Genomic DNA, 12,861 nt, shown 5'->3' with positions numbered 1-12,861 from the left:
CGCACCCTCGGCCCGATCGCCAAGCCGAAGCAGATCAAGGTCGTCGGCGAGCTGCCGAAGACCCGCTCCGGCAAGATCATGCGCCGCCTGCTGCGCGACATCGCCGAGGGCCGCGAGATCGGTGACACCACCACCCTCGCCGACAGCTCGGTGATGAGCCTCATCCAGTCCCAGCTCCCCCCGACCGGCACCGAGGGCTGATCACGGCACGGCCGGTCCCGTGCGGGTAGCTGCCCGCACGGGACCGGACCGGGGGGCGAAGGCCCGGCTCCCACCCCCGGCCACGGTCCGGACAAGGCCCCGTCACGAAAGGGCGAACGTCGCCCGATGCCCACTACACTCCGCACCATGCTGCGCGTACTGGCCGTCGACGACGAGGAGCCGGCGCTGGAGGAACTGCTCTACCTCCTGCGCTCCGACCCACGCGTCCGCAGCGCCGAGGGGGCCACCGACGCCACGGAGGCGCTGCTGCGCATCAGCCGGGCGCTCGACGCGGGGCCCGACGGCCCGGACGCCGTCGACGTGGTCTTCCTCGACATCCACATGCCGGGGCTGACCGGGCTCGACACCGCCAAGCTCCTCGCCGGGTTCGCCCGCCCGCCGCTGATCGTCTTCGTCACGGCCCACGAGAACTTCGCCGTCATGGCGTTCGACCTGAAGGCCGTCGACTACGTGCTCAAGCCGGTCCGGCGGGAGCGGCTGGCGGAGGCCGTCCGCCGGGTGAGCGAACTGTCCGAGGCCGCGCGCGACACCCCTCCCCCGGCCGGTGCCCCGCCGACGGCACCCGCCGCGCCGGAGGGCACTCCCCCCGGGGACGCGGACGAGTACATCCAGGTGGACCGCGCGGGTGTCACCCGGCTCGTCCCGGTCGGTGACATCGCCTACGTGGAGGCCCACGGCGACTACGCCCGACTGCACACGCCGGACGGCGTCCACCTCGTCCGGATCCCGCTGGCCGTCCTGGAGGAACGCTGGGCCTCCCGGGGCTTCGTCCGCATCCACCGCAGCCACCTCGTCGCCCTCGCTCGCATCGACGAGCTGCGGCTGGACTCCGGGGCGACCACCGTGCGCGTCGGCTCCACCGTCCTCGCGGTCAGCCGCCGCCACGCCCGCCACCTCCGCGACCTGCTGATACGCCGGGCACACGGCTGACGCCCGGACGTGGCACCACGGCCGCCCCGCCCTGCGCAGTCCCCTGCGCCACGCCCCGGACGACGTCGGAAATATCCCTACTTGCCCTACCTTCTTCCGCCGCCGCTCTGTACTCTTCGAGGACCCCGGACGCCGTCCGAACGGGCCCGCCGACAGATGCCGGAGCCGATGCGATGCCGACAGAGCACCGACCCCGCCGCGAGGTCGTCACCGGCCCACCCAGACAGGTCCGCCGCCCGCCCGGCCAGCGACCGGCGCGCAGCGAGATCACCGAGCGGACACCCCTGGGCGACGTGTACGTGCGCTCCCTGATGCGGAGCCAACTGCGCGCGGGCCTGTCCGCGTTGGGCCTGCTCCTGCTCCTGGTCGGCACGCTCCCCCTGCTGTTCGCCTCCCCCACCGCCGACTCCTTCGCCGTCCCCCGCCCGGTCCTCTGGGCGGTGCTCGGCGCGGCCGTCTACCCGGTGATCTGGCTCATCGCGCGCCGCTACGTCCGCCGGGCCGAACGCAACGAGCGCGACTTCAGCGGGCTCGTCGAAGGCCGCTGAGCGCGCACGGATGGGAACGGGCCGGTGAACCAGAACTACGCGGTGACGGCCGTCGCCCTCGTCGTCGTCGCCACCGTCCTGATCGGCGCGCTCGGCCTGCGCATCTCCCGCACCACCTCCGACTTCTACGTCGCCTCCCGCACCGTCCGCCCCCGCCTGAACGCCGCCGCCATCAGCGGCGAGTACCTCTCCGCCGCCTCCTTCCTCGGCATCGCCGGACTGCTCTTCCTCCAGGGCCCGGACATGCTCTGGTACCCGGTCGGCTACACGGCCGGCTTCCTGGTCCTGCTGGTCCTGGTCGCCGCCCCGCTGCGCCGCTCCGGCGCCTACACCATCCCCGACTTCGCCGAGGCCCGGCTCGAATCGCCCGCCGTGCGCCGGCTGGCCTGCCTGTTCGCCGTGGGCATCGGTTGGCTCTACCTGCTGCCGCAACTGCAGGGCGCCGGGCTCACCCTGGAGATCCTGACCGGCGCGCCCGCATGGCTCGGGGGCGTCGTCGTCGCGGTGGTGGTCACCGGGGTCGTCGCCGCCGGCGGCATGCGCAGCATCACCTTCGTCCAGGCCTTCCAGTACTGGCTCAAGCTCACCGCGCTGCTGGTACCCGCGCTGTTCCTGCTCGCCGCCTGGTTCGGCGACGGCACACCGCGCGCCGGGTTCGACGCCCCCGCCGTCTTCCGGGAGCACACCGTGGTGCGGACCGACGACACCATCCGGGTCCGGTTGGACGAGCCCCTCACGGTCGGGGTCGCCGGCGAGGTCGACGGTGCCCGGCACGACGGCGACCGGCTCACCCTGGGCGCGGGCACCCACCGGGTCCTGGCCGGGACGGAGCTGTCCTTCACCGGCGGCGCGGAGGTCCCCCGGCGGACCGCCACCGGGACCGGCACGGAGCGGTCCTCGCCGTTCGCCGGGGACGGCCGCGAGGGCTACCGGCTGTACGCGACGTACGGGCTGATCCTGGCGACCTTCCTCGGCACAATGGGGTTGCCCCACGTCGCCGTCCGCTTCTACACCAGCCCCGACGGACGGGCCGCGCGCCGCACCACGCTGGTCGTCCTCGGCCTGGTCGCCGCCTTCTACCTGCTGCCGCCGGTGTACGGCGCGCTGAGCCGGGTCTACGCGCCCGAACTCGCGCTCACCGGCGCGGCCGACGCCGCGGTGCTCGTCCTGCCGGAGCGCGTGATCGGCGGGACGACGGGGGACCTGCTGGGCGCGCTGCTGGCCGGGGGCGCCTTCGCCGCCTTCCTGTCCACCGCGTCCGGGCTGACCACGTCCGTCGCGGGGGTGCTGTCCCAGGACGTCCTCCCCTCGGCCGGCGTGCGGTCCTTCCGTCTGGCGACCGTCCTCGCCATGGCCGTGCCCTGCGGGGTGAGCGTCGTCGCCAGCCACGTGCCGGTCGCGGACGCGGTCGCCCTCCCCTTCGCCGTCGCGGCGTCGTCGTTCTGCCCGTTGCTCGTCCTCGGGATCTGGTGGCGCCGGCTGACGCCGCCGGGCGCGGCGGCCGGGCTCCTGGCCGGCGGCGGCTCGGCCCTGGCGGCCGTCCTGGTGTCCCGGGCCGGGATCGCCCCGACGGGCTGGGTGGACGCCGTGCTGGCCTGGCCCGCCGTCTGGTCGGTACCGCTCGGCTTCCTCACCATGGTGCTGGTGTCATTGGCGACGCCGCGGCACGCACCAGCCGGGGCCGCCGCCATCCTGGCCCGGCTGCACCTGCCCGAGTCCATGCTCGGTCTCCCCCAGCAGCGGGCGGGCAGCGGCGCGGGCGCAGGGAGCGGTCCCACCGACCCGACGGATCCCGCGAGGCAGCCATGACCGCAGCGACCCTCACCGCCGTCTGCACCGCCGTGGCGGTGCTGCTCGCCGCCGGCTTCCTGCTCGGCCGGGCGAGCGTGCGGCGCGGCCCGCAGCCCGATCTCGATCTCGGCACCCCGGTCGAGCGGGCGACCTTCCACACCCTGCACACCGCCTCCCTCGCCGCGCCGCCACTGCGGGCCGGGCTCACCGGGGACACCGCCCGCAAGGCCGCGCGCCAACTGCGGTCGCTGCTCGGCACCGAGGCCCTCTGCCTCACCGACCGGGACACCGTGCTGGCCTGGGACGGGCGGGGCGCCGACCACCACCCGGAGCGGGTGATGGGGCGGATCACGGACGTCCTCGCCTCCGGGCGCAGCCAGAGCCTCCCCACCGGCTGCGACGATCCCGAGTGCCCGCTCCGCTGGGCCGTGATCGCCCCGCTGACCGGGGAGGAGGGCGTCCTCGGCGCGCTCGTGGCCTACGGTTCCCGGGAGTCGGCGGTGCTCGTGCGGGCCGCGACCGAGGTCGCCCGCTGGGTGTCCGTGCAGCTGGAGCTGGCCGAGCTGGACCGCTCCCGGACGCGGATCATCGAGGCGGAGATCCGTGCGCTGCGGGCCCAGATCTCCCCGCACTTCATCTTCAACTCGCTGGCCGCGATCGCGTCCTTCGTCCGTACCGACCCCGAGCGGGCGCGTGAACTGCTGCTGGAGTTCGCCGACTTCACCCGGTACTCGTTCCGCAGGCAGGGCGACTTCACGCACCTCGCCGACGAGTTGCGCTGCATCGAGCAGTACCTGGCGCTGGCGGGGGCCCGGTTCGGCGACCGGCTGAAGGTGACCCTGCAGGTGGCTCCCGAGGTGCTCCCCGTCACCATGCCCTTCCTCTGTCTCCAGCCGCTGGTGGAGAACGCCGTCAAGCACGGTCTGGAGGACTCCCGGGGCGCGTGCCGGATCTCCATCTCGGCCCAGGACGCCGGTTCCGAGGCGGTGGTGACCATCGAGGACGACGGGGTCGGCATGGACCCGGCGGAACTGCGGCGCATCCTGGCCAGGGAGGTGGGCACCACGTCGGGCATCGGTCTGGGCAACGTCGACGAACGCCTGCGGCGGGTCTACGGCGACGACCACGGGCTGGTCATCGAGACGGCCGTCGGGGCGGGTCTGAAGGTCACGGTCCGGCTCCCCAAGTTCCGGGCGGGGGTGCACCGGGCGCCCCGCGCCGGCGACTGACCGCGCCGGCGGCGGAGACGGCACCCGTGGAGGAGACGGAACCCGCGGCGGAGGCGGAGCCCGCGGCGGGCGGCCGGAGCCGGGCCGGCGCGGGCCCATGACGGACCACTCAGGCGCTCTCCAGCCTCCAGTCCTGGCCGGCGGTGCCGCGGGCGGCCTGCTGGACGATCCGGGTGCCGTCGGGACCGGCGGCGGTCTCCACGTCCACGTACAGTCCGCTGGCCACGTTGACCAGGTTGACGTGCCCGGCGGTCGCGGCGGGGACCACCCGCCACCCCTGGTTGGGGCTCCTGGTGCTGGTCCACTGGTCCAGGCCCTGACCGGGGACGGTGGAGGTTCCGGGATTGTCCAGGACCTTGCCGCTGTGCACGTTGACCAGGCGGAAGGAGCCGTCGGCCTCGGGTTCGAGCTGCCAGCGCTGGTTGGCGCCGCCGTTCCAGGGCCACTCGACGACCGGGGCGCCGTCGTAGGTGGAGGTGCCGAGGACGTCGAGGACCCTGCCGCTGCCGCGGTTGACCAGGCGGTAGGTGCCGGCGAGCAGACCGAGGGTGATCTGGGTGCGGGTGCCGGCGGTGAGGGTCACCCTCCTGGCGTGGGCGCCGAGCGGGGAGGGGGCCACCGGGGCCCTGGTGGTGATGGAGGTGATGCCCCGGCGGCAGATCAGGGTGATCTCCTGGGTGATGTCCGAGACCACGACGGCGGTGGCGGTGCGGGCCGCGGTGTCCCAGCTGAGGCTCTTGACGAGGACGCGGTTGCGGCCGCGGACGCCCTTGACGGTGCCCTTGGCGAGCGGGCCGGGCAGCGCGGGCAGGAGTTCCAGGACGCCGGGGCGGCTGTAGAGGAGGGCCTCGGCGAGGACGGCGGGCAGTGCGTTGGCGGCGTCGCAGTTGTAGGTGGTGAGATCGGGGTTGTGGGCGGTCATCAGGGAGCGGAAGAGCATGTTGCTTCCGAGGATCTTCCTGAGGTTCTCGTGGACGCCCGCGCCGTCCTTGAGCCGGGCCCGGGCCAGCGCGCGGTGGAGGCTGCCGTGGGCCGAGTAGTTCTCGTCGCCGCGCAGGTCGAGGGCCCGGCCGGCGGAGCGGACCAGGTCGGGGCGGTCCTCGGGGTTGATCTCGTGCAGGGGCCAGGCGCCGTACAGGTGGTGGACGTGCCGGTGGTTGTAGCGGTCGCTCAGACCGGGCCAGGACCACTCCGCGAGCGCGCCGTCGTTGTTGACCGTGTAGTCGGGCAGCTGGGCCAGCAGGGCGGTCCAGCGGGCCACGCCCCGGCCGGGGCCCTGTTCGACGCCGAGGGTGGTGGCGGCGTCGACGGCGGCCCGGAGGGCGTGCCGGCCGGCCATGATGTCGCCGGTGGCGTTGACCGCGAGCATCTGCCCGGTGTTCGAGGGCGAGTTCTCCATCGAGTAGGAGGGGACGAAGACCTTCTTCCCGCCGGCGTCCGTCCGGGTCAGGAAGTCCTCGTAGAACAGGGCGAGTTCCATCAGGGCCGGGCCGAGCCTGTCGCGGAGGAAGGCGGCGTCGCCGGTGACCTGGTAGTACTCCAGCAGCGGGTAGAGCAGCCAGTCGGCGCCGCCGGTCCAGCACTGGCCGGGGAAGTCGCTGTCGTTGAAGTGGAGCATGTGGCCGTGCTCGCCGTCGGTGCGGGTGGGGGCGAGGAACCCGCGGGCCCCGTAGATCCTGGTGGCGTTGTCGCGCCAGTCGGCGAGCTGCCCGAGGACCAGGTCGAAGTACCCCTGCATCGCGGTCCCGTGGGCGAGGATGTTGCCGCCGGCGACCTGGAGGTTGATGTTGGCGTCGGTGGTGATGTCGTCGGCCCAGGCTCCGGTCCAGCTGCCGGACCAGATGCCGGTGAGTCGCGGCGGGAGGACACCGCTGGAGCTGACGAACAGGTAGCGCCCGGAGTCGTACAGGCGCTCCAGGAGTGCCAGGTCGAGGGTCCACCGGTCGCCGTTCTGGCGGGCCGTGAGCTCGCTGGTGGAGAGCCGGCGGTCGGCGGCCGGGACGCCGAGGTCGAGGCTGGAGCCGTCGAACATCGCCTGGTGCAGCGGCCGGTGCCGGCCCAGCAGGGTGCCGTAGGAGGCGGTCAGCGCGCCGAGCGCGGCCTGGAGCGGCTTGGCGTCCCAGCCGGTCGGCGTCTCGTAGCGGTCCAGCTTGGTGAGGAGCAGCACCCGGGCGGCCCTGGCGACGACCAGGGTGGCGCGGTCGGCGGTGACCGTCGCCCTGGCGCCGGTCACCACGACCCGGGTGACGCCTTCGTAGCCGTACGCCCCCTGCCCGGCGGGGTAAGTGCCGCGGAGGGTGAGGTAGCCGTCCCGGCCGGCGACCGTCGCCGTGGTGCTGAACGTGACGTCGCCCGGCGTCCCTTCGAGGGCGGTGTCGACGCTGAGTACGGTGTCGACGGTCCGCCCGGTCGCGGGCAGCAGCTCGTGGACGATGACCCGGTCCGCGCGGGAGACGAAGGCGTGGCGCTTCCAGGTGCCGTACGCGTCGGTCCAGGTGTGGGTGACCTCGCCGGTGCGGAAGTCGGTCATCCGGACGTAGTCGGCGGCGGTGCTCATCTCCGGGGTGGTCAAGCGGAGTTCGTAGCCCGGGTGGAAGGTCTGGGTCCAGCGCAGACTCCAGTCACCGGCGAAGGTGGCCGCCGCGCCCGCGTAGTCGCCGGCGAGGGCCTTGTCCTGCACGGCGGGGAGGCGGCCGGCGAGGTCGGGGGGCTGGACCGTGCGGGTGCCGTTGGGGAGGACGAAGCGGTGGTGGTTGACCACGACCTTCTCCAGGGCCGGGCTCCCGTGGAGCACCGCGCCGTACTCGCCGTTGCCGGTGAGGAAGCCGTCGGTCCAGCCCGCGGCGGGGGCGGTGTCGTGGATGCCCCGCTCCGGAAGCGTGAACTGGGGCAGTACGGCCGCAGCGGCGCGGACCGGACTGAGGTGGAGGGGCAGCACGACGGCACCCGCGGTGAGGGCGGCACCGGTGAGGAAGTGTCTGCGGCCCAGCGAGGGATCGGGCAGGCTCATGGCATTGGCTCCGTTGGCCGGGTGGGAAAGGCCGGGTGGGGGGGAAGACCGGGTGGGGGGGAGGACAGCGCGGGAGACGGGCGGGAGGTCGGTCCGGACGCGGGCACTGGTCCCGGCCGTCCCGTGCCCGCATGGCGCGGAACGACTGACGGACCGGCGTGTTCGCGCCGTGTGCCTCCCGGTGGACCACCCCGGCCCCGCGCGATCGGTGTGCGCGGCTGCCTGGCCGGTGGGAGGCCCGACACGTGCCGCAGCACCGTGGCTCATGTTCATGTCTGGTGGATGTTGACGTAAACATTGGGTTGCAGCAGAGTTTCGGGGACCAATCGGCGCCCGTCAAGACCTGCGCCCTTCAAGCCACGTGTCCGGGGCGGCCTACCGCCCGACGTGATCCCTTGCCGAGGCCGGCGGCCCTGACCCGGAGATTCGCCCTCTGCGGCGCCATCCCCGGGGCCGATCGAGCACCCCGGACGACGGCTCGTGAATGATCCACACGCGCTTGACACCTCTTTTGCCTTTCGGATGTCATGAAGGCCGCACATGTTCGACGGTGTGTTATTCCTTCCGTTGTTGTGCGACCCCCTCCAGTGCGCCCGTAGTAGCCGCCTCTCCACCTGTTCCCGGACGAGGTACCGCGAGCACCGCTGGACCGTCGCGGCCCCCACGCACGCGGCACGCGCACCCCGACCGAGAGGAACCCCATGACGCAGAGCCGGCCGTTCGTCGCGGACGGGGCGGCAGGCATCGTGCTCCCCCCGCCGCGAACACCTGCTCCGCGGGAGGCACCCGCCCTGAACTGGGGGGTGATCGCGCCGGGCCGGGTCGCCACCGAGTTCGTCAAGGCACTGCGGAACCACACCGCGCAGAAGGTCGTGGCGGTCGGCTCGCGCGACGCCGAGCGCGCCCGCGCGTTCGCCGAGCGCTTCGACATCCCCGCCGCCTACGGCAGTTACGCCGAGCTGCTCCGGGACGACCGGGTCGACATCGTCTACGTCGCGTCGCCGCACTCGGGTCACTTCGAGCACGCCCTGCGAGCGATCGAGGCCGGCCGGCACGTCCTGGTGGAGAAGGCGTTCACCCGCAACGCCCGCGAGGCCGAGGAGTTGATCGAAGCGGCCCGCAGGCGCGGGGTGTTCCTCATGGAGGCGATGTGGACGCGCTTCCTGCCCCACATCGACGTGGTGCGCCAGGTGCTCGACGCCGGGCTGCTCGGCGAGGTGCACACCGTCCTGGCCGACCACGGACAGGCGATGGAGCCCGCCCCGGCGCACCGCCTGTTCGCCCCCGAGCTGGCCGGCGGGGCGCTGCTGGACCTCGGCGTCTACCCGGTCTCCTTCGCCTCCCTGGTGCTCGGGCCGTTCGCCTCGGTCACCGCGGTGGGCACCAAGGCCTTCACCGGGGTCGACGGCCAGGCCTCGATCGTCGTCACCACCGCGTCCGGGGCGCACGGCGTGCTGAACACGACGCTGTTCGCCCGCACCCCCACCACGGCGTCGATCTCGGGGTCACGGGCCCGCCTGGAGATCGACGGTTCCTTCTACGGCCCCGCCTGGGTCCGGCTCATCGGCCGGGACGACCGGACGATCGACAGGTTCGTCCCGGAGCAACGGGACGGCGGCCTCTGCTACCAGGCGGCCGAAGCGGCCCGGTGCGTCAGCGCCGGACGGCTGGAGTCCGACCTGATGCCGCTCGCCGAGACGCTGCGGATCATGCACGTCCTGGACACCGTCCGCCGCGACCTGGGCGTCACCTTTCCCGGGGAGTGACCACCCCCGGGCCCCCGGTCGCGTCGGCCACGTCGACCGGGAATCCCCCACTGTTCCACCTCCCCCACACCGTATTCACCCCCACAGGAGTTCCCCCCAGATGAACAACGAACCCAGATCCGGCATGAGTCGGCGCACCCTCCTCGGCGGCGCGGCGGCCGTGGCCGCCGTGACGGCCTCGGCGGCGCTGCCGGACTCGCTGCGCAGGGCGATGGCCGCCCCGCTCCCCGCCGGGACGGGCACGATCGCCGACGTCAAGCACGTGGTGATCTTCATGCAGGAGAACCGGGCCTTCGACCACTACTTCGGATCCCTGAACGGAGTCCGCGGCTTCGGCGACCGCAACGCGATCACCCTTCCGAACGGCGCACCGGTGTGGCGCCAGCCCACCTCCGGCGAGAACGGCTACGTGCTGCCCTTCCGGATGGACACCACGACCACCAAGGCCGCCTGCGCCGACGCCCCGGGCATGGACTGGCCGATCGACCTCGCCAACTGGAACGGCGGGCGGTTCGACGGCTGGGTCAAGGACGGGAAGTCACCCCTCGGGATGGGCTACTTCACCCGGCCCGACCTGGACTTCTACTACCAGCTCGCCGACAACTTCACCATCTGCGACCACTACTTCCAGTCCACGCTGACCCAGACCAACCCCAATCGGCTGCACGCCTTCACCGGCAGCAACGGGCTCTCCGTGGGCGAGACGGCGACCATGAACAACGACGTCCCGGGGGAGGGGTTCGGCTGGAGAACCTATGCCGAACGCCTGGAGTCGGCCGGCATCAGCTGGAAGGTCTACCAGGGGGAGGACAACTTCGACGACAACGCGCTCGCCTGGTTCGCCCCCTTCAAGCAGTCCCGGGCCGGCCAGCCCCTCTTCGACAAGGGCATGGCCAGGGTCGCGGACATCGTCTCGGCCTTCGGCGACGACGTCGCATCGGACACGCTTCCCCAGGTCAGCTGGATCGTCGCTTCGAAGCCCCTGTCCGAACACTCCGACGCTCCCCCCGCCGCCGGCGCCGACCTCACCGCGCAGTTGCTCGCCAAGCTCGCCGCGAACCGGTCCGTGTGGGCCAAGACCGTGTTCATCCTCAACTACGACGAGAACGGCGGCTTCTTCGACCACGTGCCCCCGCCGATGCCGCCGACCTCCAAGACCGACGGCCGGTCCACCGTCTCCACCGCCGGGGAGATCAGCCACGGCAAGCCGATCGGGCTGGGCTTCCGCGTGCCGTTGATCGCCGTCTCGCCGTGGAGCCGCGGCGGGTACGTCAATTCCGAGGTCTTCGACCACACCTCGGTCCTGCGCTTCTGCTCCCAGGTGTTCGGCGTGGCCGAGCCGAACATCAGCCCCTGGCGCAGGGCGGTCACCGGGGACCTGCTGTCCGTCTTCGACTTCACCTCCGCGAACAACGGTTGGCCGAAGCTCCCGGACACCAGCGGCTACCCCGCGCAGGCGAGGGCACAGTGCGGCAGCCTCCCCCAGGCCACCGTGCCCAGTGTCCAGACGCTCCCGGTGCAGGAGGCCGGGCACCGCAAGGCCCGGGCCCTGCCGTACGCCTTCGAGGCCTCCGGCCGCGTCACCCGCAAGAGGTTCTACATCGACATGGTGAACAGCGGCACCGCCGGGCAGTGCGTCCACCTCTACGCCAACGACTTCCGGACGGACGGCCCCTGGCGGCACACGGTCGAGGCCGGCAAGAGCCTGACCGACTTCTTCGTGAGCGGCACTCCGAACGGCGCCTACGACCTCTCGCTCTACGGTCCGAACGGCCTGCACCGGCGCTTCCGCGGCAACCGGATCACCGCCACCAAGGCCGGGCGCGCCAACCCGGAGGTCACCGCGAAGGCCGACGTCCCGAACGGCTGCCTGACCCTGACCATGGTCAACAGCGGCAAGGCCCCGTGCACCGTCACCGTCACGGCCGGCGCCTACCGCACGGACGGCCCCTGGACGTTCGAGCTGCCCGCCGCCGCCACCGTGCGGCACTCCTGGACGATCGGCGACAGCGGGTGGTGGTACGACCTCACCGCCACCGCCGACACCACCGACGGCTTCCTGCGCCGGTTCGCCGGCCACGTGGAGCACGGGGCCGAGAGCATCACCGATCCCGCCGCCGGCGGCACTCCGGGGAGCGGCGTCCGGTAGGCGAGGGGCCGGCGGCGAACACTCCTGCCGTCCGGTGCCACGGGTGGGGGGCGGAGCCGTCGACGGCTCCGCCCCCCACCCGGCCGCGCGCCGTCCTCCCGCCGGAACCGTTCACCTCGTCACTTCCACCGGATCAGGTCACATGCCCACTCCCCTGCGGTACGCACTCGCCCTGTGGTCCCTCTGCATACTCATCGCCGGTGTGTCGGTCGTGGTGCAGTTCTCGGCCCGGATCACGCCCGGGCTGGAACCCGGCGATCTCCTCCTCCTGCTCCTGGCGGCGGGGGTGTTCGCCGGGACGGGCGCGGTCGCCCTCCGTGCCGCTCGCGGAGGCTGCTGCGCGCGGGCCGCGCTGGACATCGTCACCGGCGTCGTGCTCCTGCCGATCGCCGCGGTGGTGGTGCTGGCAGCCGCCGGCCGCGTCTCGCTGTCCGACAGCGAGCTGGTGGGCCTCAGCGGGATCGTCCTCCCCCTGACCGCCCAGGTGCTGATGCGTCTGCCGTCGGTGCGCCCCGCCTACCGCGGCGGGAAGGCGGACCCGCGAGCGGCACGGTGAGGCCGCTGTGATCCACGTCACCTTCCGGTCGCGTGCCCCACTGGTTATCGTGCTCTCAACGAAACGCCCATGGATTATCGAAACCCCGCAGAACGGAATTGTGCCGACCAGGCCGATCCCCTACGAACATCCTCCTGAATCGAGGGTGCCGGTGGGTCACCGGAACTGCTCGCCACGTATTCGGAGCCGCTTCACCACAGGTCAGGTGCCATCGTCACCCGAGTCCTGACCACGGTGGAGAGAGGCCGCACCGGGAAAGGACGTGGTAGCGCCCGGCATTCCGCCGGCCTCGCCCATCGAGGTCCCACGAGTGCCCCTGGAACTCTGGACGGGGCGCGCTCGGCGATTGCGGAACACATCGTCGATTCGGCGCCCACCGCGACCCGCAAGGGATCACCTGCCCTGGCGGACCGTGCACCGTCCGGCCCGTCGACCGGGCCGCGGTTCCCGCTCCGGCCAGTCCCCCTGGAGGCATCCGATGAGCAGCGAAGACCACGGCATCCGGCTCCAACAGCCGCCCCGCTCCCGCAAACGCGAGGACCGCACGTACGTTCTCGACACCAGTGTGCTCCTGGCGGACCCTCTCGCCATGACCCGCTTCGAGGAGCACGAGGTCGTCCTGCCGGTGGTCGTGGTCACCGAGCTGGAGGCCAAGCGGCA

At 72.7% G+C, this 12,861-nt stretch carries 9 protein-coding genes and 1 pseudogene; 9 read left to right on the top strand and 1 reads right to left on the bottom strand.

The window, feature by feature from the left end:
* The 5 genes and pseudogenes from ACFXHB_RS42725 to ACFXHB_RS42705 all read left to right on the top strand — a co-directional run.
* Nucleotides 1-201 (top strand): annotated as a pseudogene (locus ACFXHB_RS42725) (acetyl-coenzyme A synthetase); the annotation flags it as partial.
* Nucleotides 202-348: 147 nt separating this feature from the next.
* Nucleotides 349-1,152 (top strand): LytR/AlgR family response regulator transcription factor, encoded by an 804-nt coding sequence (locus ACFXHB_RS42720; RefSeq protein ID WP_380582289.1) that lies wholly within the window; start codon nucleotides 349-351, stop codon nucleotides 1,150-1,152.
* 173 nt (nucleotides 1,153-1,325) lie between these two features.
* Nucleotides 1,326-1,700 (top strand): hypothetical protein, encoded by a 375-nt coding sequence (locus ACFXHB_RS42715; protein ID WP_380582287.1) that lies wholly within the window; start codon nucleotides 1,326-1,328, stop codon nucleotides 1,698-1,700.
* Nucleotides 1,701-1,724: 24 nt separating this feature from the next.
* A complete protein-coding gene (locus tag ACFXHB_RS42710; protein ID WP_380582285.1) occupies nucleotides 1,725-3,509 on the top strand; it encodes a cation acetate symporter in 1,785 nt (594 codons plus the stop codon).
* Nucleotides 3,506-4,720, top strand: a complete 1,215-nt coding sequence (locus ACFXHB_RS42705) for a sensor histidine kinase (RefSeq protein WP_380582283.1) — start codon at nucleotides 3,506-3,508, stop codon at nucleotides 4,718-4,720. The genes ACFXHB_RS42710 and ACFXHB_RS42705 overlap by 4 nt, the downstream gene beginning before the upstream one ends.
* Nucleotides 4,721-4,829: 109 nt before the next feature.
* Here the strand turns inward: ACFXHB_RS42705 and ACFXHB_RS42700 are convergent, their stop codons facing one another.
* A complete protein-coding gene (locus tag ACFXHB_RS42700) occupies nucleotides 4,830-7,730 on the bottom strand; it encodes a glycoside hydrolase N-terminal domain-containing protein (RefSeq protein ID WP_380582281.1) in 2,901 nt (966 codons plus the stop codon).
* Between the two features lie 701 nt (nucleotides 7,731-8,431).
* On the opposite strand from ACFXHB_RS42700, the gene ACFXHB_RS42695 reads away from it, so the two are divergent.
* The 4 genes from ACFXHB_RS42695 to ACFXHB_RS42680 form a co-directional block, all read left to right on the top strand.
* Complete coding sequence (locus tag ACFXHB_RS42695) at nucleotides 8,432-9,496, top strand: Gfo/Idh/MocA family protein (RefSeq protein WP_380582279.1); 1,065 nt, start codon at nucleotides 8,432-8,434, stop codon at nucleotides 9,494-9,496.
* A gap of 100 nt (nucleotides 9,497-9,596) precedes the next feature.
* Complete coding sequence (locus ACFXHB_RS42690; RefSeq protein ID WP_380582277.1) at nucleotides 9,597-11,645, top strand: phosphocholine-specific phospholipase C; 2,049 nt, start codon at nucleotides 9,597-9,599, stop codon at nucleotides 11,643-11,645.
* 142 nt (nucleotides 11,646-11,787) lie between these two features.
* The gene (locus ACFXHB_RS42685) at nucleotides 11,788-12,201 is read left to right on the top strand and encodes a hypothetical protein (protein ID WP_380582275.1); all 414 of its coding nucleotides are present in this window, start codon (nucleotides 11,788-11,790) and stop codon (nucleotides 12,199-12,201) included.
* A 478-nt stretch (nucleotides 12,202-12,679) separates the two neighbouring features.
* Nucleotides 12,680-12,861, top strand: a 182-nt coding sequence (locus tag ACFXHB_RS42680; protein WP_380582273.1) for a PIN domain-containing protein, incomplete at its 3' end; no start/stop codon positions are given.

The sequence above is a fragment of the Kitasatospora sp. NPDC059327 genome, from assembly GCF_042752535.1.
Lineage (GTDB): Bacteria > Actinomycetota > Actinomycetes > Streptomycetales > Streptomycetaceae > Kitasatospora.
The sequence above is the reverse complement of the archived record's forward strand: the minus strand, read 5'-3'. Positions and strand labels throughout refer to the sequence as shown.

Coding starts and splice junctions, on each gene's coding strand:
- ACFXHB_RS42715 (WP_380582287.1), top strand. CDS start 1,326: ATGCCGACAGAGCACCGACCCCGCCGCGAGGTCGTCACCGGCCCACCC.
- ACFXHB_RS42690 (WP_380582277.1), top strand. CDS start 9,597: ATGAACAACGAACCCAGATCCGGCATGAGTCGGCGCACCCTCCTCGGC.
- ACFXHB_RS42695 (WP_380582279.1), top strand. CDS start 8,432: ATGACGCAGAGCCGGCCGTTCGTCGCGGACGGGGCGGCAGGCATCGTG.
- ACFXHB_RS42720 (WP_380582289.1), top strand. CDS start 349: ATGCTGCGCGTACTGGCCGTCGACGACGAGGAGCCGGCGCTGGAGGAA.
- ACFXHB_RS42705 (WP_380582283.1), top strand. CDS start 3,506: ATGACCGCAGCGACCCTCACCGCCGTCTGCACCGCCGTGGCGGTGCTG.
- ACFXHB_RS42685 (WP_380582275.1), top strand. CDS start 11,788: ATGCCCACTCCCCTGCGGTACGCACTCGCCCTGTGGTCCCTCTGCATA.
- ACFXHB_RS42700 (WP_380582281.1), bottom strand. CDS start 7,730: ATGAGCCTGCCCGATCCCTCGCTGGGCCGCAGACACTTCCTCACCGGT.